Annotated in this window: 18 protein-coding genes; 5 read left to right on the top strand and 13 right to left on the bottom strand. The window is 59.5% G+C overall.

Annotated features, from left to right (window positions below; genetic code table 11):
• Positions 1-18 precede the first annotated feature (18 nt).
• The 9 genes from SIB92_RS06305 to SIB92_RS06265 form a co-directional block, all read right to left on the bottom strand.
• On the bottom strand, positions 19-1,389 hold the full coding sequence (locus SIB92_RS06305; RefSeq protein ID WP_412554998.1) for a glutamine synthetase family protein: 1,371 nt from the start codon (positions 1,387-1,389) through the stop codon (positions 19-21).
• Entirely contained in the window at positions 1,386-2,069 is a 684-nt protein-coding gene (locus SIB92_RS06300) for a type 1 glutamine amidotransferase (RefSeq protein ID WP_412554997.1), read from the bottom strand. Before SIB92_RS06300 ends, SIB92_RS06305 begins: the two co-directional genes overlap by 4 nt.
• A 59-nt stretch (positions 2,070-2,128) precedes the next feature.
• A complete protein-coding gene (locus tag SIB92_RS06295; protein ID WP_412554996.1) occupies positions 2,129-3,445 on the bottom strand; it encodes a glutamine synthetase family protein in 1,317 nt (438 codons plus the stop codon).
• Positions 3,446-3,636: 191 nt separating this feature from the next.
• Positions 3,637-4,443: an ABC transporter permease gene (locus tag SIB92_RS06290; RefSeq protein ID WP_412554995.1), complete on the bottom strand. Its 807-nt coding sequence runs from the start codon at positions 4,441-4,443 to the stop codon at positions 3,637-3,639.
• Positions 4,440-5,330: an ABC transporter permease gene (locus SIB92_RS06285; protein ID WP_412555804.1), complete on the bottom strand. Its 891-nt coding sequence runs from the start codon at positions 5,328-5,330 to the stop codon at positions 4,440-4,442. Before SIB92_RS06285 ends, SIB92_RS06290 begins: the two co-directional genes overlap by 4 nt.
• 113 nt (positions 5,331-5,443) lie before the next feature.
• Positions 5,444-6,151: a transporter substrate-binding domain-containing protein gene (locus SIB92_RS06280; RefSeq protein WP_412554994.1), complete on the bottom strand. Its 708-nt coding sequence runs from the start codon at positions 6,149-6,151 to the stop codon at positions 5,444-5,446.
• Between the two features lie 27 nt (positions 6,152-6,178).
• Entirely contained in the window at positions 6,179-6,952 is a 774-nt protein-coding gene (locus SIB92_RS06275; protein ID WP_294114479.1) for an ABC transporter ATP-binding protein, read from the bottom strand.
• Positions 6,953-7,080: 128 nt separating this feature from the next.
• A complete protein-coding gene (locus tag SIB92_RS06270) occupies positions 7,081-7,815 on the bottom strand; it encodes a phosphate/phosphite/phosphonate ABC transporter substrate-binding protein (RefSeq protein ID WP_412554993.1) in 735 nt (244 codons plus the stop codon).
• On the bottom strand, positions 7,812-8,252 hold the full coding sequence (locus SIB92_RS06265; protein WP_412554992.1) for a TerB family tellurite resistance protein: 441 nt from the start codon (positions 8,250-8,252) through the stop codon (positions 7,812-7,814). The genes SIB92_RS06270 and SIB92_RS06265 overlap by 4 nt, the downstream gene beginning before the upstream one ends.
• Positions 8,253-8,423: 171 nt before the next feature.
• On the opposite strand from SIB92_RS06265, the gene SIB92_RS06260 reads away from it, so the two are divergent.
• From SIB92_RS06260 to SIB92_RS06240, 5 genes are all read left to right on the top strand, one after another.
• On the top strand, positions 8,424-10,157 hold the full coding sequence (locus tag SIB92_RS06260) for a sensor histidine kinase (RefSeq protein ID WP_412554991.1): 1,734 nt from the start codon (positions 8,424-8,426) through the stop codon (positions 10,155-10,157).
• Positions 10,154-11,494 carry a sigma-54-dependent transcriptional regulator gene (locus SIB92_RS06255; RefSeq protein ID WP_412554990.1) on the top strand — a complete coding sequence of 447 codons (1,341 nt, stop codon included), beginning with the start codon at positions 10,154-10,156 and terminating at the stop codon, positions 11,492-11,494. The genes SIB92_RS06260 and SIB92_RS06255 overlap by 4 nt, the downstream gene beginning before the upstream one ends.
• A 122-nt stretch (positions 11,495-11,616) precedes the next feature.
• Positions 11,617-12,627, top strand: a complete 1,011-nt coding sequence (dctP, locus tag SIB92_RS06250) for a TRAP transporter substrate-binding protein DctP (RefSeq protein ID WP_294114487.1) — start codon at positions 11,617-11,619, stop codon at positions 12,625-12,627.
• A 217-nt stretch (positions 12,628-12,844) separates the two neighbouring features.
• Positions 12,845-13,477 (top strand): TRAP transporter small permease subunit, encoded by a 633-nt coding sequence (locus SIB92_RS06245; protein ID WP_412554989.1) that lies wholly within the window; start codon positions 12,845-12,847, stop codon positions 13,475-13,477.
• 14 nt (positions 13,478-13,491) lie between these two features.
• The gene (locus SIB92_RS06240; RefSeq protein ID WP_295175367.1) at positions 13,492-14,892 is read left to right on the top strand and encodes a TRAP transporter large permease; all 1,401 of its coding nucleotides are present in this window, start codon (positions 13,492-13,494) and stop codon (positions 14,890-14,892) included.
• A 21-nt stretch (positions 14,893-14,913) separates the two neighbouring features.
• On the opposite strand, the gene SIB92_RS06235 is transcribed toward SIB92_RS06240, so the two are convergent.
• The 4 genes from SIB92_RS06235 to SIB92_RS06220 all read right to left on the bottom strand — a co-directional run bounded on the left by SIB92_RS06235 (position 14,914) and on the right by SIB92_RS06220 (position 17,810).
• Entirely contained in the window at positions 14,914-15,345 is a 432-nt protein-coding gene (locus tag SIB92_RS06235; RefSeq protein ID WP_412554988.1) for a TerB family tellurite resistance protein, read from the bottom strand.
• Complete coding sequence (locus SIB92_RS06230) at positions 15,342-15,635, bottom strand: DUF1330 domain-containing protein (protein ID WP_295175364.1); 294 nt, start codon at positions 15,633-15,635, stop codon at positions 15,342-15,344. Before SIB92_RS06230 ends, SIB92_RS06235 begins: the two co-directional genes overlap by 4 nt.
• 67 nt (positions 15,636-15,702) lie before the next feature.
• Positions 15,703-16,620, bottom strand: coding sequence for a DMT family transporter (locus SIB92_RS06225; protein ID WP_412554987.1), 918 nt, complete (start codon positions 16,618-16,620; stop codon positions 15,703-15,705).
• Between the two features lie 104 nt (positions 16,621-16,724).
• The gene (locus SIB92_RS06220) at positions 16,725-17,810 is read right to left on the bottom strand and encodes an OmpP1/FadL family transporter (RefSeq protein ID WP_412554986.1); all 1,086 of its coding nucleotides are present in this window, start codon (positions 17,808-17,810) and stop codon (positions 16,725-16,727) included.
• Positions 17,811-17,913 lie beyond the last annotated feature (103 nt).

The following is a 17,913-nucleotide window of genomic DNA, read 5'->3' as shown; positions in this document are numbered from 1 at the left end:
TGGACAACCGCTTGGCTGTTACACGTTCAGCAACAGGTGCTCGCGCTCCCATGGGGAGATGACGGCGAGGAACTCTTCGTACTCCGCACGTTTCACAATGGAGTACACGCGGGCAAAGTCCGGTCCCAGGATGTCGTGCAGACCTTTGGCTTCGTCAAACAGATCCAAAGCGCCGCCCAGGATACGTGGGATGGCTTCTTCACCGTCGTAGGCGTCGCCCTTGAATTGCTTGTCGGGGCGTTCCTGTTCCAGCAGGCCAAGATAACCGCAGGCCAGCGAGGCTGCGATGCCCAAGTAGGGGTTGCAGTCCATACCGGCAATGCGGTTTTCCACGCGGCGGGCTTGCGGCGAGGAAATCGGGATGCGGATGCCGGTGGTGCGGTTGTCTCGGGCCCATTCCAGATTGATTGGGGCGGCATGGTCGCGCACGTAGCGGCGGTAGGAGTTCACATAGGGCGCCATAACGGCGATCGCTGCGGGCAGGTGGTTCTGTAGACCGGCGATGAAGTGGAAAAACGCGTCCGTCTCTCCACCCTGTGGGCCGGAGAAGATGTTTTGACCGGTTTCCGTATCCACAACAGAGTGGTGGATGTGCATCGCAGAGCCGGGCTCGTCTTCGATCGGTTTGGCCATGAATGTGGCGTAACAATCGTGGCGCAGTGCGGCTTCGCGGATCAAGCGCTTGAAGTAGAAGACTTCATCCGCCAATTTGAGTGGATCGCCGTGCACCATGTTGATTTCAAGCTGACCGGCACCGCCTTCTTGCGTGATACCGTCGATCTCAAAGCCCTGGGCTTCGGCAAAGTCGTAGATGTCGTCGATCACCGGGCCAAATTCGTCCACGGCGGTCATGGAGTAGGCCTGACGCGCGGCGGCGGGGCGGCCAGAGCGGCCCATCATCGGTTTGATTTCCTGACGTGGGTCGGTGTTGCGCGCCACTAGGAAGAATTCCATTTCCGGCGCCACAATGGGTTCCCAGCCTTTGTCGCGGTAAAGCTGGATCACGCGTTTGAGCACGTTGCGCGGGGAGAATTCGACCGGGGTTCCGTCCAAATTATAGGCGTCGTGGATCACTTGCAGCGTCCAGTCTGCGGTCCAAGGCGCGGCGGTGGCGGTGGACCAATCCGGGCGCAGGATCATGTCTTTTTCAATGAAGCCTTCGTCCCCGGCGGCTTCACCCCAACCGCCGGTAAGCGTCTGGTAGAAAATGGAATCCGGGAGGTGGAAGTATTCCTGGCGGGCAAATTTGGTGGCCGGTACGGCCTTGCCACGGGCAATCCCCGGAAGGTCGGAGATGATGCATTCTACTTCGTCGAGACGGTGGCCCTCCAAATAGGCGCGGGCGGCGTCTGGGGTTTGGGAAAGCCAGTCGGATTTGGGGGCGTTCATCGGGGGCGCTCCTGTCGGAAGAAGTCTGCAAATTGATCTGCAATGGTTTGACTGTTGGTCGGCTCATCAAGGTCGTCGATGGCGGCGTCGAGGATGTCGTCCGGCACCACGCCACGACCGCGGGTGTTGATCAGGCCGTCGACAAAGTCGGCGGAGAATTCCGGGTGGGCCTGTACGGTGAGGGCGCGGTCGCCATAGAGGATGGCGGCGTTCTCGCAGAAATCGTTGGAAGCGATGGTCACGGCGCCGGGGGGCAGTTCGGTCACCTGGTCCTGGTGCCAGGCGTTCATCGACAGTTCAGTGCCGGCGAAGTCATAGGTCTGATGGCCCACAGCCCAGCCGCCGTCGAATTTTTCCACTTTGCCACCAAGGGCTTGGGCGATGACCTGGTGGCCAAAGCACACGCCGACAATTGGGATGTTTTGTGTGACGGCTTCACGGATCAGATCCTCCAGAGGAGGGATCCAGGGGTGGTCTTCGTAGACGCCGTGTTTGGAGCCTGTGATGAGCCAGCCGTCGGCGTCGGTGACCGCATCTGGGAATTCGCCGTCCACAACTTTGTAGCCTGCAAATTCAAAATCCTGCCCTGAAAGCAGGGACTTAAACATCTCGATGTAGTTGCCGTAGTGCGGTTCAAGCTCTTCGGGCGCGTGGCCGGTCAGAAGGATGCCGATTTTCATGTGTCACCAGAATTTGATCAAATTTATCGTAGCGGGAGACAGGCGCTCGCGCAAGCGTGTCATACACGCTCCAGATAGGTTTTCCAGCGCTCCGCTGCGTCGATCTCGGCGAGTTTTCGCGCCTCTTGGCGTTTGGTCATCACCAGATTGTCGATCAGCTGCTTTGGCAGGCAGCGCGCAACGAAGGCGTCACTTTCAAACAGCGCAATGGCGTCCTCCCAGCTTTTGGCCAGTTGCGGCAAATTCTGCGCATATGCGTTGCCGGTGGTGGGCGCTGGGGGCTGCAAACCTTCCGCAATGCCTTCGATGGCGGCGCCAAGGATGGCGGCGAGCATCAGGTAGGGGTTCACATCCCCCCCGGAGACCCGATGTTCGATGCGGCGGGCGGCGTTGGGGCCGCCTGGAATGCGGATTGCGGCGGTGCGGTTTTCATAGCCCCAGCACACGGTTGTGGGTGCGTGAGCGCCGGGGGCAAAGCGGTCATAAGATGGGCCGTGGGGGGCAAAGATCAGGGTAGAGGCGCGCATGGCTTCCAAGCAGCCTGCCACTGCGGACTTCAGCAGATCGGAACCTTCGGCGGTGCCATTGTCAAAGACGTTTTTGTCGTTTTCATCCACCACGGAGAAATGCACGTGCATGCCGTTGCCAGCGTCATCGCCGTAGGGTTTGGCCATGAAAGTGGCGGCAAAGCCGTGGTTGCGGGCGGTTTCTCGCAACAACTGTTTTATCAGCAAGGCATCGTCGGCGGCTTTCATCGCGGTTTGGTGGTTGAGCGTGACCTCAAATTGCCCCACGCCGCCTTCGCAGGTCATGGTTTGCAAGGGGATGCCCATGGCCGCCGCGCCATCGTAGATGTCGCTGAAAAATGCGTCAAAAGCATCCAGTTCCGAGACGCTGAGGATTTCAGAGGCGTCGAGCTGGCGGCCATTGCGGGGGTGCTTTGGGGGCACAAGCTGGTCACCGCTGTCGTCCACCAGGGTGAACTCCATCTCGGTGGCGGCGACCACGGTCCAGCCGCGGGCGGCGTAGCGTTCCAGAACGGTGGCCAGAGCCTGAATCGGGTCGCCCATGAAGGGGCTGCCGTCTTCGTTGGTCATGCCCATCAGGACCAATTGGGATGGTGTCTTGAGCCATGGCATCGGCACGGCGCCGCGGGGGGACGGGGTGAGCACGCCATCGGCATCGCCGCTTTCAAAGACCAGCGGGCTGTTCTCGATATCACAGCCCCAGATGTCTAGATTGAGGGCGGAGAGTGGCAGGCGTGCGCCGCCTTTGTCGAGTTTTGCGAGATGTTCAGACGGCAGTCGTTTGCCGCGCAATTGGCCGTTGAGATCTACTGCGCCAATCCGGAAGGTTGCGCTTTGTGCCGGGTCCATGGGTCACCATTTCGATAATTTGATCAAAATATCGGGGGCGCGGGATGAATTGTCCAGAAGAATTTTCGATAGCCATTTTCCACGCCGGTATTGCGTCTGTATCGCGACTGTTTTGCGGAGGTGGCGTAAATGCAGAAACACCCGCCAAATTTTGGCGGGCGTTTTGCAGATTCTCACGTGGTGGACCGCAATCAGCGGATCAGATTTGGACGCACCCGAAGCTTTTTCACTGAAGCCTGAGGCAGGTGTTTGTTCAGGCGTTTGTTGACCAGGCCGAAGATCCAGATGATCACCAGTGTGAGCATGATGAAATACATCGCCAGGATTGGGTAGGGCACAAACGGGTTGTAGGTTTTGTCCGCAAAGTAGTTTGCATAGTAGAGCGCGTCGCCCTGTTGCCGCCAAGCCGGGAATCCGGAGAAGAACACCAGCGTGGTGGCGTGGAACAGGAAGATGGCTTCGTTGGTATAGGCCGGCCACGCTAGGCGCATCATGGTTGGGAACATGATGCGGCGGAAGCGAAACCAGCCGGTGATGCCATAGGCGTCGGCGGCTTCGATGTCGCCTTTCGGGATCGACCGCAGAGCGCCGTAGAAAATCTCTGCCGAGTAGGCCGAGGTGTTCAGGAACAGCACGATAAGCGCGCCCAGTGCCGCCGAAGACAGTGGGTTGAAGATCGGCGACACGCCCTTGAGCGAGAGGAACAGGAAGTAGCCAAAGAAGAACTGGATAAACAGCGGGCTGCCCCGGAAGAGGAAGATGAACCACTCTGCCGGTTTGCGGGCCCAGAAGTTGTTGGAGTTCTTGGCCACCGCCAGAAGGTTGGCAAAGAAGAAGCCTGTCAGCACGGCCAGCACGCCATAGTAGACGTTCCAGATCAGGCCGGAGCCGATCAGGGTGAAGTGCTCACACAGGGTGAAATCCGTGCGGGGCAACATGCGCTCGCCGTAGCCCAGAGAGCGGAAGGCGTAGTTCTGAATGGTGTCGATACAGCTCATGCCGCGCTCCCTGCTTTGCGTTGGGCTTCGCCGTCGATGGTGGCCTGACCGTGGGACAGGCGCTTGGTGATGCGTGCGAGGACAACCTCGGAGACGCGGGTGAAGAGCAGGTAGAAAATCAGCAGCGCAAGGAAGTACCACATGCGCCAGTCGCCGTGTGGATAGGCGGTGAAACGGGCGGTCTTGGACGCGCCCAGATCACGGGCCCAATAGACGATGTCTTCGACGCCGAGCAAGAACAGCAAGGGGGTGGCCTTGATCAGCACCATCCAGAGGTTGGACAGGCCGGGCAGGGCGTAGATCCACATTTGCGGCATCAGGATGCGCCAAAAAGTCTGGCGCGGTGTCATGCCATAGGCTTCGGCGGTTTCCAGCTGTGGCCGGGGCACGGCCTGCATGGCGCCAAACAGGACGTTGGCGGCAAAAGCGCCAAAGACGATGGCAAAGGTGAAGACCGCCAGCCAGAAGCCGTAGATTTCGTGAATCCACTGGGGCGAAGAGCTGAGCGGCATTTTGGCGATGTCACAGACGAGGAACTCGCCGCCTTGGCGGACCGGTTCCGTCCAGTCGGGACATTTGACCTTGTGCCGCATCCATTCGATCGCTTGATCGAGGGCAATCACAAAGAAGAGGAAGAAAGCAATATCCGGCACGCCGCGCACAATGGCGATGTAGCCCTTGCCAAACCAGCGCACGAGGAAGAAGCGCCCACGGGCGGCCATGGCGCCACCTAGGCCAAACAACAACGCGGTTGGGGCGGTGATCGCCAGCAGCAACAGCACCGTGCCAAACGAGGCGTAGAAGGCCATGTGCTTCCCGGTGGTGAGATAGCAGCTAAGCCAGGACAAACCTTCTAGGACCGAAGGATCTGAGCAATAGGCAAAAATGGCTGGCCTCTTTCGTCTGATCTTGGGGGCAGTGTGGCCGCGTGGGGCGGTCCGCCGGGTGGGAAAAGGGGGAGCCAATGCCCCCCCTTAAATGATTTGCAAATGGGGAAGGCTTAGAACTTGCCTTCGATTTCCCACTTGTCCAGCAGGGCGTTCAGGGAGCCGTCTGCTTTCATGGAAGCGATGGCTGCGTCGAACTTGCCGCGCAGTTCGTCGTCAGATTCGCGGAATGCCATGCCGATGCCGCCGCCGAGGTATACGTCCTCGATGAAGGTCAGGTCGGTTTCAGCCACAAATGGCGCCAGGAAGTCTTTGTCCGCCATCACGGCGTCCACTTCGCCCGCGTTCACAGCTGCGATGGTTTCATCCGGGGTGTTGAATTCCACCAAAGTTGCGCCAGTGGTGGCCACGTGGCTGGACTGGATGGTGCTGGTCTGTGCCGCAACGATCGCCTTGTTCACGTCCACGTCGGCAGACAGAGCTGCATATGCGGATGGGGATGGGCGGGTGTAACCTTGGGTGAAGTCCATGGTCTCTTCACGCTCATCGGTGATGGACATGCCTGCAATGATGGCGTCGTAGTTGCCGGACTGCAGGTTAGGAATGATGCTGTCCCAGTCGTTGGTGACCCACTCGCAGGTCAGCTCCGCGCGTTTGCAGAGCTCGTCGCCCAGCTCACGCTCAAAACCGTCTACTTCACCAGCGTCGTTGATGAAGTTGTATGGAGGGTAGGCGCCCTCAGTGCCAAGGCGCACGGTGTCGGCCATGGCGAAGCCTGCGGTCAGCGCCAGTGCGGCGGTGCTCAGGATCAGGTTTTTCATAGTATTGCTCCCTATGGTTGGTTGTTTTTATGCGGCGGTTGAAGACAGGAACTGTTTCAAACGCTCAGATTTTGGGTTGCCAAACAACTCGTCCGGCGCGCCTTGTTCTTCGATCAGGCCTTGATGCAAAAACACAACGTGATCAGACACATCGCGGGCCATTTTCATGTCGTGGGTCACGATCATCATGGTGCGGCCTTCTTCGGCCAGCGCTTTGATGACGCGCACCACTTCCTGTTCCAGCTCAGGGTCGAGCGCCGAGGTGGGCTCGTCAAACAGCAGCGCTTCGGGCTCCATCGCCAGGGCGCGGGCAATGGCGGCGCGCTGTTGTTGGCCACCGGAGAGTTGCGCCGGGTAGGCGTCGTGTTTGTCGGCGATGCCCACTTTGTTCAAATACGCATGCGCGGCTTCTTCCACTTCACCCTTGTCGCGGCCAAGCACGGTGACTGGCGCTTCCATCACATTTTGCAGGATGGTCATGTGGGACCACAGGTTGAACTGCTGAAACACCATCGACAGGTTGGTGCGGATGCGCAGGATCTGTTTGGGATCAGAGGGCTCACGGCCATGGCCGGTGCCTTTCCAGGTCACGGGCTCGCCTTTGAAGAGGATTTCGCCCTGCTGGCTGTGCTCCAGAAGATTGGCGCAGCGCAGGATGGTGGATTTGCCGGAACCTGACGAGCCAATCAGCGACACCACATCGCCGCGGTGCGCGGTGATGTCCACGCCCTTGATAACTTCGAGATTGGCATAGGCCTTGTGCAGGTCGCGGATTTGCAGAACGGGCGTGGCTTCGCTCACAGTGTCCCCATCAGTATTGGGTTAATCATTGGTTGCCCAATAGGAATGAAAATTTGCGCAATTGCAACTTTCAAAAGGGCGGCTGAGCCCCCAGAAGCGACATTTTGGTCAAAGATTTGGCCAATTGGTCAGGGGGCTGGCGGGTTTGGCACAGCCTCATAAGAGCTTTGCGGCAGGGTCACCAGACCTTGCAGAAACAATTCCTCGCGTTGACCCCGCGTCAGATTTTGGATGGCGTTATGTAACGCTTTCTGGAGGCGAGGCGCATCTTGGTAACGTGCGGAAATAAATGGCAAAGCTGGTGTGGGCGTTGTCAGATCGACGACAACAAGGTCCTCGGCAAACGCGTCATGGCGCTGCATCAATTTCCAGCTGATCACATCTAATGCGGCGAAATCCGCCGTGCCATCGGCCACCAGCCGGGCTGATTCCCGATGGGCGCCGCTTTGATGGCGGGTGCCGATTCGTAAAGCGCGTTCGTCAAAATGACGCCAGACGGCGGCCCAACCAGATTGCGAGAGCGGCTCGTTGTAAGCGAGTGTGGCGCCGCTCAACGCAGACAGGTCGCGGCCTTCAAACCGGCGATGTGCGACAATCACGGAACAATAATGCCCGGCCGAAGCCTCCGGAATGCCGTGATCTGGCGCGCCAATCAGGGTGACCTTGTCCTTGAGCCGTGTGCGATAGGGAAAGCCGCAGGTTTGGGCCAGCAAAAGGTCCGGGCTTTGCCAGATGTCCCAGAGACCGCCGTCGCGTGTCAGCGTGCTTGGGCCATCTCCGTAAGCGTCGCGAAACTGATGCAGAAGCCGATCCCATGTCGCGGCCACCTCGGGCCGGTCATACATGGGAAAGGCGGCGATCATGCCTGCGCGGCCATACGTTGGCGGGCGAGGGCGCTGTCGCGATCCGAGATGCCCAAAAGATTGGCCGCCAGTCGGATCAGGCTGTCTTCTTCGGCGTCGCGTTCTCCGTCCGCCAGCACCACCTGCCACATCGATTCGATCACCTCGATGCGGGCCTCCAGTGGCACCGCGTCTTTGATCGCGCGGGTAAAGCGCACGGTGTCGGGGGCCTCGGACTCCAGTGTTTCGGCCTCTTTGCGCAGGGCGGTGGCTTCAAACGGGCTGAGGCCATAACGACTGGTGACAATACGTTCGATGCGCTCGGCTTCGGCCGGATTATAGACCCCGTCGGCGCGGGCAATACGCACCAGCAAGGCACTCAGCGCCAGGCGGGCATCAGCGTCATCCAAAGTTTCAGGGGCGGGCGCCGTCAGGCGTTTGAGAAAATCTGCAAACATAGGCAAAGATGTAGGTCGCGCAGCAAAGTCTCGCAACCACTCATTCTCATTCCACAAATATCCTGGGGGAGGCGCCGTGTGCGGCGGCGGGGGCAAAGCCCCCAGAATCCCGTTTCCAAGCGCGCGGCATTGGCCTAGCCTGCGCCAACTTATGCAACTGTGCCCGGCCCAATGTCTCGACGTCCCCTGATCCTCTCTGCGATTTTGACCCTGATGGTAGGCTTTGTGGTGCAACGGGCGGCGTTTGACTATTTTGCCCAGGAAGAATGGAGCAAGGCGCAGGGGCAGCTCTCGCTATATCGCAGCACAGTTGTGGCGGAATTGGAGCAGCACAGTCATCTGACGCATATTCTGGCACGGGACACCTTTGTGACCGAGGCGGTGGCTGGCGGTGGCACAGGGCCGTTGAACGCACGGCTTGAGGATTTTGCGCAGCAATCGGGGCTTGAGGCGATCTATTTGATGGATGCAAATGGGGTCACCATTGCCGCGTCCAACTTTGCCACAGAGACCAGCTTTGTCGGTCACAACTACGGGTTCCGCCCCTATTTCAAAGACGCTCTGCAGGGCAAACACGGGCGGTTCTATGCCATTGGCATGACCACAGGTCTGCCGGGGCTGTTTCTGGCAGATGGCGTGGTGGTCGAAGGCCACGAGGTGGCGGGCGTGATCGCCATCAAGAAAGGCTTTTCCGTTTTGGAAGACAGTTGGCGGCGCGCCGGGCAGCAGGTGATCCTAACCAACAGCGACGGCGTGGTGCTTTTGGCCTCTGATCCGGCGTGGCGCTATCGTGCGCTGACACCTTTGACAGAGACACAAAAGCAAGAGATTGGCGCGGTAAGGCAGTTCTCCGGACAGCCATTGGACCCTCTGCAATGGCGTGTGAAAGCCAACAGCCGCGCGGTGATTGGCGGGGACGAGCGCATGCATCTGGTGGCGGATGATCTGCCGGATGGCTGGCAGCTGCATTATTTTGCCGATGATGACCGCGCCGTGGCGCGCAGTTGGTTGGCGACGGCGGCGGTGGTGTTTTTGGCGGGCGCGCTGATGATTGTGTTTCAGGTGCAGCGGGCGCGGCGTGTGGGGCGGGCGCTGAAGCGAGCGGAGAAAGAAGAGGCGCAGCTGCGCAGTTCCAACCAAAAGCTGGCCGTGGAAGTGGCGGAACGTAAGGCAGCTGAGGCGCGCTTGCAGAAAACCCAGAAAGAGCTGGAACAGGCCAGCCGCTTGGCGGCGTTGGGGCAGTTGTCGGCCTCGGTCACTCATGAGTTAGGGCAACCAATTGCCGCCATGCGCAATCATCTGGCGGCAGCGGAGATCAATCCGCAGAATACGGCGCGGCTGGGGGGCGAGATCAGCGGGCTGGTGGGGCGTATGGAAGGCATTACCCGGCAGCTGAAGTTTTTTGCCACCAGCAGCGAGGAAGGCTTTGAGGTGTTTGATCTGCGCGCAGCGATGCAAGCGGGTTTGACGTTGTTGGCACCCAACATCGAGAAAGGTGCTGTGCAGGTGGATTTGCAGCAGCCGGACGGAGCGATTTGGGTGCGCGGCAACCGGTTGCGGCTGGAGCAGGTGATCACCAATGTGCTGCGCAATGCTTGTGATGCAATGGAAGAAGAGGACGCGGTGTCGCGCCTGTCTGTGAAGGTTGGGCAAGTGGATAAGGTTGCGTACTTCGAGGTGGCCGATACAGGGCACGGTTTAGGCGCTGCGAGTCTTCCGGATTTGCAGGAACCGTTTGTGACCACGCGTGCCAGTGGACGCGGCATGGGGCTGGGTCTTGCGATTTCTGCCAGCATTATCAAGGATCACGACGGCACTATGAGCGCGCAGGATCGGCCCGAAGGGGGCGCGGTGTTCCGCGTGGAGCTGCCTGTAGTGCCTGACAACAATGAGCAGATGACATGAGCGACGAGCAACCCTTCAGCCTTTTGATTGTCGATGATGACAAATCCATGCGCCAATCCTTGCTGGCCTTGATGGAAGCTGCAGGATGGCAGGCGGAGGCCGTGCCACGGGCAGATCGTGCGCTCGATAAACTGGGCGAGATGCACCCGGATGTGATCCTGTCGGACGTGCGGATGCCGGGGATGAGCGGGTTGGAACTGTTGGCGCAGCTGGATCGAGAAATGGCACCGCCTTTGGTGTTGATTTCGGCCCACGGCGACATTCCCATGGCGGTAGAGGCGATGCAGGCGGGGGCCTATAGCTTTGTTGAAAAGCCCTATGAGCCGCGCCGGTTGCTGACCATCCTGACCCATGCGGCGGAGCAAAGCCGGATGAAGGCCAGCAATGCGCGGCTGAAGGAACGGTTGTTTGCGCTGTCCGGTCTGGATCGCGTGTTGCTGGGGCAGACGGCGGCGGTCGTGGCCTTGCGGGAAGAGGTGCTGGACCTGTCGGGGCTGGACGGTGCGGTGATGGTGCTTGGCGAGACCGGCACCGGCAAAGAGTTGGTGGCGCGGGCGCTGCATGATCTGAGCGCGCGATCGGACCGACCGTTTTTGGCAGTCAACTGCGCGGCGCTGCATCCGGACAGTTTTGAAGCGGAGATGTTTGGTGTTGCCGGGGGCGCGGAGGGGCGTTTGCAAGCGGCTTCTGGCGGGACGTTGTTTCTCGATGAGGTCAGCAGTTGCCCACCGGTGGTGCAGGCCAAGCTGCTGCGGGTGATCGAGGACCAGCAGGTCTATCCGGTCGGGTCCGGCGTGCCGGTGAAAGTGGATCTGCGGATTGTCTCGGCCACCAACGAGGATGTGGATCAGGCGGTGGCGGATGATCGGCTGCGCGCGGACCTGCTGTTTCGCCTGAACACGTTTGTGTTGCAGGTGCCGCCTTTGCGGCAGCGCCGCGATGACCTCTCATTGCTGGCGGGGCATTTCATGAGGGAATATGCCCAGATGCATGAAATGGAGGCGCCAGAGTTAAGCCATGAAGACATGGCGGCGCTCTTGGCGCACGACTGGCCGGGCAATGTGCGCGAGCTGCGCAACGTCTGCGCCCGGCGGGTGATGGCGGCGCGGCGGGGTGGCGGTTCAATGGCCGCGGCTTTGGCCGGGGATTTGGGATCTGAGGATGTGCCGGACACCTTGCGCGAGGCGGTGGCGGCTTTTGAACGCGAGCTGATTGGCAAGGCAATCAAGGCGCATCAGGGCCGCATGGATGCGGCGGCCGCGGCGTTGGGCATCGGGCGGCGGACGCTCAACGAGAAGATTGTGAAGTTGGGGCTGAACAAAGACGCGCTGTTGTAGCTTAGACTTCACCCTGCGGAAATCCGCAGGGCAGGGGCGTTGGCCTGCGCAAATTCTCTCATTGGCATTTGACGCGCCTTTGCGGCATGCTCCCTCCAGAAAAACGCAAATGGGAGGAAATCATGCGTAAGATTTTGAGCCGGACGGCTGTGGCCGCTCTGTCGATGGCCTTTGTGACCGAAGCAATGGCAACCGAGTGGAACGTGTCTTTGTGGGGCAAGCGCCGCGCGTTTACCGAGCATGTTGAGAAGCTGGCGGAGCTGGTATCTGAGAAAACTGGCGGCGAGTTCACCTTGAACATCAGCTACGGTGGCCTGTCCAAGAACCGCGAAAACCTCGATGGCATTTCTATCGGCGCGTTTGAAATGGCCCAGTTCTGTGCCGGTTACCACCGCGACAAAAACCCATCCATCACCGTGTTGGAACTGCCGTTCCTGGGTGTGAGCTCGCTGGAGCAGGAAATCGACCTGTCCATGGCGGTCTATCAGCACCCTGCGGTTGTCGAAGATCTGGCCCGTTGGGACGCAACCCTGCTGATGCCGTCGCCGCTGCCACAGTACAACCTCGTGGGCATGGGCGATGCGCCAGCCAAGCTGGATGACTTCGCAGGTCTGAGCGTACGTGCCACCGGCGGTATCGGCAAAGCCATGGAAACTGTGGGCGCCGTGCCAACCTCCATGTCTGCGACCGAAGTGCGTCAGGCGATGGACAGCGGTGTTGTGAAAGCAGTGGCCTTCGCACCGCACGCGCATATGTCCTACGGCACCATCGAGAACGCGACCTGGTGGACCACCAATCTGAACCCAGGCACCGTGAACTGCCCGGTTGTGGTGAACACCGAAGCGCTCAACAGCCTGTCTGACGCGCATCGTGAAGCGCTGCTGGGGTCCGTGGAAGAGTCGCTGGATCACTATGTGACCACCTACAACGGCAAAACCATGGACGCTTGGGGCCCAGCTCTGGACGAGCGCGGCATCACCAAAGTCTCTTTCACCGATGAAGAGATTGCGGCGTTCAAAGAAGCCGCTGCAGCACCTGCGGCCAAAGCCTGGATCGAAGAGAACACCGCACGCGGCCTGCCTGCGCAGGAACTCTACGACATGGTCACCGGCATGATCGCAAACGGCAGCTAAGCTGACCGGTAGGCGGGGGCGCTGCCCCCGTCTCACACCATTTTGGTGTGAAACTCCCCCGGGATATTTTGCGAATGAGAAGCAGTATGTACCCACATATCTTGTTTCTCATTCTCACAATATCCCGGAGCGCGAGGCAGCGCCTCGCCTAGGGCGCATCACATGATGCGCAAATCCTGTGCGCCGCAGGCGCGCCTCATGAAAAGCGGGAGGTTTTATGGCCAGCGCAACTTCGGTGCTGACGGACAACAGCACCCTCAGCAAAATTGACACGCAATTCTACAAAATCGAAAAAGCTCTGGCTTTGGTGAGCGGATTGGCGGTGTTTTCTCTGATGCTCATGGCGGTTTTCTCCGTTGCCGGGCGGAATTTTTTCAACTCACCTTTGCCGGGCTATGTGGATTGGATCGAGCAGGCGATGCCGCTGATTGCCTTTATGGGCGCGTCTTATGTGATGCGCGATGGTGGGCACATTCGCATGGATATTCTGGTAGGCCAGCTCAAAGGCCGCGTGCTCTATCTGGTGGAATTCGTCACCACCAGCGCGGTGTTGTTCCTGATGGTGCTGCTGGTTTGGGGCACCTGGGCGCATTTTGATCGCAGCTTTGACTTTGGCGCGCCGCTGTGGAGCCGGGACAGCTCGATGGATATTGCGTTGCCGTTGTGGCCCGCCAAGCTTTTGGCACCGGTGGCCTTCTCGGTGCTCTGTGTGCGGCTGGTGTTGCAGCTCTGTGCCTTTGCCAAAGCCTTTGTCACCAATGCCACCACCCCGGTGGCGGTGCCGTTGGTAATCGATGCAGCCACTCAGGCGGCGATGGAAGCGGAGCATGTCTCCGGCCATGATTCCTAAGAAAGAACAAGAACATGGAACCGATTGATATTGGATTGGTGGTCTCCGGCGGCTTGCTGGTGATGGTTGTGTTGGGCATGCGGGTGGCCTTTGCTGCCGGTTTGGCCGGGATGATTGGTCTCATCTGGATTTTCTGGGCCAAGTTTGGCTACGCGCCAGAGCGGTTTGGCAAAGCGTTGACCGTGGCGGTGAAGACCGCCGGGCAGGTGCCGCATTCCAAAGTGTCGAGCCAGGCGCTGAGCCTGATCCCGACGTTTATCCTGATTGGCTATCTGGCCTATTACGCCGGGCTGACCAAGGCGCTGTTTGAGGCGGCCAAACGCTGGCTGGCCTGGGTGCCGGGTGGTTTGGCGGTGTCCACAGTGTTTGCGACCGCGGGCTTTGCGGCGGTATCAGGTGCCTCGGTCGCAACTTCGGCGGTGTTTGCGCGGATTGCGATTCCGGAGATGCTGGCGATTGGCTATGACAAGCGTTTTGCCGCGGGCGTTGTGGCCGCCGGCGGCACCTTGGCGTCGTTGATCCCACCGTCTGCGATCTTGGTGATTTACGCCATCATCGTGGAACAGGACGTGGGCAAGCTCTTGCTTGCAGGCTTCATTCCCGGCGCGTTTTCCGCGGTCATTTACGGCCTGCTGATCATTGGCATGGCGATGACCATCAAAGGTTTTGGCCCGCCCGTGAGCGGCTTCACCTGGAAAGAGCGGTTCACGTCTTTGCCACCGGCGTTGCCGATTGTGTTTGTGGTCGTGACCATCATCTTCTTTGTCTACAACCCATTTGGCGGCGACGCCTGGGGCACGCCAACCGAGGGTGGGGCGATAGGGGCCTTTGTGGTCTTCCTGATGGCGCTCTATCGCGGCATGCGCTGGTCTGAGCTTAAAGACGCGTTGTTGGAAACGGCCAAGCTCTCGGTGATGATTTTCACCATCATCTGGGGCGTCTTGATCTACGTGCGCTTCCTGGGATTTGCCGATCTGCCAAGCGCGTTCTCGGATTGGATCACCTCATTGACCATGTCGCCAATGCTGATTTTGATCTGCATCCTACTGGCCTACGCGGTGCTGGGCATGTTCATGGACGCGATTGGCATGCTGCTTTTGACCCTGCCAGTGGTCTACCCGGCGGTGATGGCGCTGAACGGTGGTGAGTTTGTCTCTGCAGCCGACAGTACCTTTGGCATGAGCGGGCCGATGTGTGCGATCTGGTTTGGTATTCTGGTGGTGAAGATGGCGGAGTTCTGTCTGATCACGCCGCCGATTGGCCTGAACTGTTTTGTTGTGGCCGGTGTGCGCGATGATCTGAGCGTGCAGGACGTGTTCAAAGGGGTGACGCCATTCTTCATCGCCGATGCGATCACCATCGCGCTGCTGGTGGCCTTCCCGGCGATTGTGCTCTGGCTACCAAGTCTGGCGTAAACAAAAGCCTGTCGGCCCTGCCTAGGAGGCAGGGCCGATTGGGGTATCCTCGGGCTTGATGCCCATCAGCTTGGAAATTTCCAACAAGCTGGCGTCCTCAGCCGGGACGTGTTTGCCATCCGCTTCAATCACATCAACCATCTTTTGTGCCACTTCCAAACGGTGAGGGTAGTCCACGTTTTCGCGGATCAGCAGCGCGAAGTCTGGCGTGCCAGGGGCGTTGTGTTCCAGCTTTTCACAGGTGGCGCGCAGTTTGGCGGCTTCAATCGGATTGAGATCAAAGGTGGTGGCGAGAATGCGGTCGATCTCGCTGATTTCCAGCGCGTGGTAGTTGTCATCGGATTTGGCAACCCGCACCAAGAGCGCGCCAAGGGCGAGCTTCTCGTCCGGTTCCGGCAGTGGATCGGCATTAGTTTTGCCGCGCAGGCGGTCGAGCAGGTGGTCCCAGATCATGGATCGTAGCCCTCGATGATGACGATGTCGCCGGTGCTGACCGGATCACGCAGGGCTTTGGCGGCTTGGTAATCGGCGCTTTTGTAGCAGTCGAGTGCGGCTTGGTAGCTGGGGAATTCAATGACCACATTGCGGCTGCGGGCGCTGCCTTCGGGGTTTTCGAATTGCCCGCCGCGGATTAGGAACTTGGCCCCGAAGTCCGCAAACGGTTTGGCGTTGGCCTGTACGTATTTCTGATAGCCGTCGATGTCATCCACGTCGACGCGACCGATCCAGTAGCCTTTGGCCATTCTGGCCTCCCTTGTTGGTTTTGTTGTCCTGCAAGGTGCCAAGCAGGCGGGCGGTTGGCAAGCGGTGTCAGGTCGGTTTTTTGTGGCGCAAGCGCGCAAGAAGGCGACCGTCCAGCACGATGAGACCAAGGGTGAGCAGGGCAAAGCCGGCAAAGGCGCGCGGGGGAAGCGCTTCGTTGAGGAAGGCGGTGCCCAGTAGGATGGCAACAGGCGGGATCAGCAGTGTGACCACCAGCAGATTGCCGGAGCCAGCGGCCGCGAGGACGCGGTAGTAGAGCAGGTAAGCGGCGGCGGTGCCGAGGATGGCGGCGTAGGCGATGGCGACCCATGTCGGGGCGGACAGGCTGAGCGTAAAGGGAGACTCCGCGACGTGGGCCAAGGGGAGGGCCAGGAGGGTTGTGCAGGTCAGCATGCCCGCAGAGGCCACCAAAGGAGAGCAGCCGGCGAGGTGTTTGCGGGCCCAAACACCAGCGAAGCCGTAAGACAGCGTAGCGATCAGGGCAGCGATTTGGGCGAGGGAACGCGGGTCCAGCGCGGTGAGGTGGCTGAGGCCGATGGCGGTGGCGACACCGAAGAAGCCGAGGCCGATGCCGAGGGTCTTTGCCAGCGTCAGGCGTTCGTCAGGAAGGAAGAGCGCGGCGAGCAGCACGCCCCAGAATGCAGTCGCGGCGTTGAAGATCGAAGCGAGGCCACTTTCGATGGTGAGTTGGGCGAAGTTGAGCAGGCCGAAGGGGATCAGATTGTTGAGCAACCCCATCACCAGAAAGGCACTCCAGAGACGCGGACTGCGTGGGAGAGTGGTTCGGGTTGCCAAGATTACGAGCCACAGCAGGAGCGCTGCCCAGAGGGTTCTATGCGCCACCAGCGTGAGAGGGCCGATCTCATCGAGAGCGATGCGGTTGGCAAAGAAGACCGCGCCCCAGAGGACAGCCAGCAGGAAGAGTTCGGCCCAGACGCGAGGCGTGAGGTGTTTTTGTGTGCTCATGGGACTGGTCTAGCCGTTCATGCGGCGGCGCTCACTCCGAAACCTGCGCAAACGAAAAAGCCCCGCCGAAAAAGCGGGGCTTCGCGTTGTATCTGGCGCTCAGCTTAGAAGCGGTAACCGATGCGGATACCTGCACCCCAAGCGGAGTTGTCGTTGAAGTCGATGTTTGCGCCTGGTGCCATCTGGAAATACTGGTCGCCAGGAATCGCGTAGGTCAGGCCGCCAGACACAGAGAGTTGCTCGTTGACCTGATAGGTTGCGCCCAGACCAATGCTCTTGGAGCCGGTTGTCGGGGCCAGAGCGGTTGTGGTTGGGCGGTTGCCCGCTTTCTCATAGCCAAGTTGTAGTGCCAGAGACAGCTTGTCGTTGATACGCTGACCAACACCCAGGGTGTAGGTGGTGGTGTTGTTGTCAAAATTCACCCAGGAGCCTTCCGGTGTGGTGTCGAGGCTAAAGCCATCCCAACCGACCCAGCGCACCGAACCAAATACCAGCGTGTTCGCGGCAACGCCGGTCTGGAAGTCGAGGTTCACGCTTTCAGGGAATTCGACGTCGAAGGTGCGGGCCTGTGCGCCTGCCGGGAACGCCGAGTTTGTTCCTTCAAAACCGTTTTTGATGCCGCTGGCGTAGGTCAGAGCAACCCGCAGGGCGATATCAGGCTTTTCATAAGCCACACCAACAACACCGCCGAAGTCATAGCTGCTCTTGGAGTTCAGAATACCGTTGCCAGACTGGATTGTGCCACGCGCTTTGAGCGCACGCGCACCACCGTGAATGCTGAAGCCGTTGCCGAAGTTATACTGCAGAAGGGCGGTCAAAGCGTCGGAGTTGATCTCGGCCAGACCATTATAAGGCAGACCAGCGGCGCCGCCTGCGGACAGTGGGCCATCGGTGTAGTGGATATGCGCGCCATATGGCTGGTCATAAATCAACGCGAGATCCCAGTTCTCGTTGATTTCGTGCTTATAGCCAAAAGACAGGTTGTTGTAGGACGGCGCCACATCGTTGGATGTTGGCAGTACTGTGCTGGTGCCGGTCACGCTTGGGTCAGCGTGCTGCCAGGTAAACTGAACGTAGTTGCCTTCTTCAAAGAGGATGTTGACCCCTTGGCCGGAGCGGTCGATGCCGCCCGCAAAAGACGTGCTAGCGACCAAAGTCAGTGCAGTGGCTCCCCATAGCGCTTTTTTCATCTTCATGTGTCCCGTGTTTTTTTGAGTGTTATTTTATTTGTGACCATCAGGCTATTCGGGCAACTTTGTTTAAGTCAACGTTGACGTAAGCCGGAACAAAGCA

It is taken from the genome of Shimia sp. MIT1388, from assembly GCF_047124445.1.
In the GTDB taxonomy this organism is placed as follows: Bacteria; Pseudomonadota; Alphaproteobacteria; order Rhodobacterales; family Rhodobacteraceae; genus Shimia.
This window is presented reverse-complemented; position numbering and strand designations above follow the sequence as displayed.

Coding starts and splice junctions, on each gene's coding strand:
- SIB92_RS06300 (WP_412554997.1), bottom strand. CDS start 2,069: ATGAAAATCGGCATCCTTCTGACCGGCCACGCGCCCGAAGAGCTTGAA.
- SIB92_RS06290 (WP_412554995.1), bottom strand. CDS start 4,443: ATGAGCTGTATCGACACCATTCAGAACTACGCCTTCCGCTCTCTGGGC.
- SIB92_RS06225 (WP_412554987.1), bottom strand. CDS start 16,620: ATGAGCACACAAAAACACCTCACGCCTCGCGTCTGGGCCGAACTCTTC.
- SIB92_RS06240 (WP_295175367.1), top strand. CDS start 13,492: ATGGAACCGATTGATATTGGATTGGTGGTCTCCGGCGGCTTGCTGGTG.
- SIB92_RS06265 (WP_412554992.1), bottom strand. CDS start 8,252: ATGTTTGCAGATTTTCTCAAACGCCTGACGGCGCCCGCCCCTGAAACT.
- SIB92_RS06280 (WP_412554994.1), bottom strand. CDS start 6,151: ATGAAAAACCTGATCCTGAGCACCGCCGCACTGGCGCTGACCGCAGGC.
- SIB92_RS06220 (WP_412554986.1), bottom strand. CDS start 17,810: ATGAAAAAAGCGCTATGGGGAGCCACTGCACTGACTTTGGTCGCTAGC.
- SIB92_RS06270 (WP_412554993.1), bottom strand. CDS start 7,815: ATGATCGCCGCCTTTCCCATGTATGACCGGCCCGAGGTGGCCGCGACA.
- SIB92_RS06235 (WP_412554988.1), bottom strand. CDS start 15,345: ATGATCTGGGACCACCTGCTCGACCGCCTGCGCGGCAAAACTAATGCC.
- SIB92_RS06305 (WP_412554998.1), bottom strand. CDS start 1,389: ATGAACGCCCCCAAATCCGACTGGCTTTCCCAAACCCCAGACGCCGCC.
- SIB92_RS06230 (WP_295175364.1), bottom strand. CDS start 15,635: ATGGCCAAAGGCTACTGGATCGGTCGCGTCGACGTGGATGACATCGAC.
- SIB92_RS06255 (WP_412554990.1), top strand. CDS start 10,154: ATGAGCGACGAGCAACCCTTCAGCCTTTTGATTGTCGATGATGACAAA.
- dctP (WP_294114487.1), top strand. CDS start 11,617: ATGCGTAAGATTTTGAGCCGGACGGCTGTGGCCGCTCTGTCGATGGCC.
- SIB92_RS06295 (WP_412554996.1), bottom strand. CDS start 3,445: ATGGACCCGGCACAAAGCGCAACCTTCCGGATTGGCGCAGTAGATCTC.
- SIB92_RS06245 (WP_412554989.1), top strand. CDS start 12,845: ATGGCCAGCGCAACTTCGGTGCTGACGGACAACAGCACCCTCAGCAAA.
- SIB92_RS06260 (WP_412554991.1), top strand. CDS start 8,424: ATGTCTCGACGTCCCCTGATCCTCTCTGCGATTTTGACCCTGATGGTA.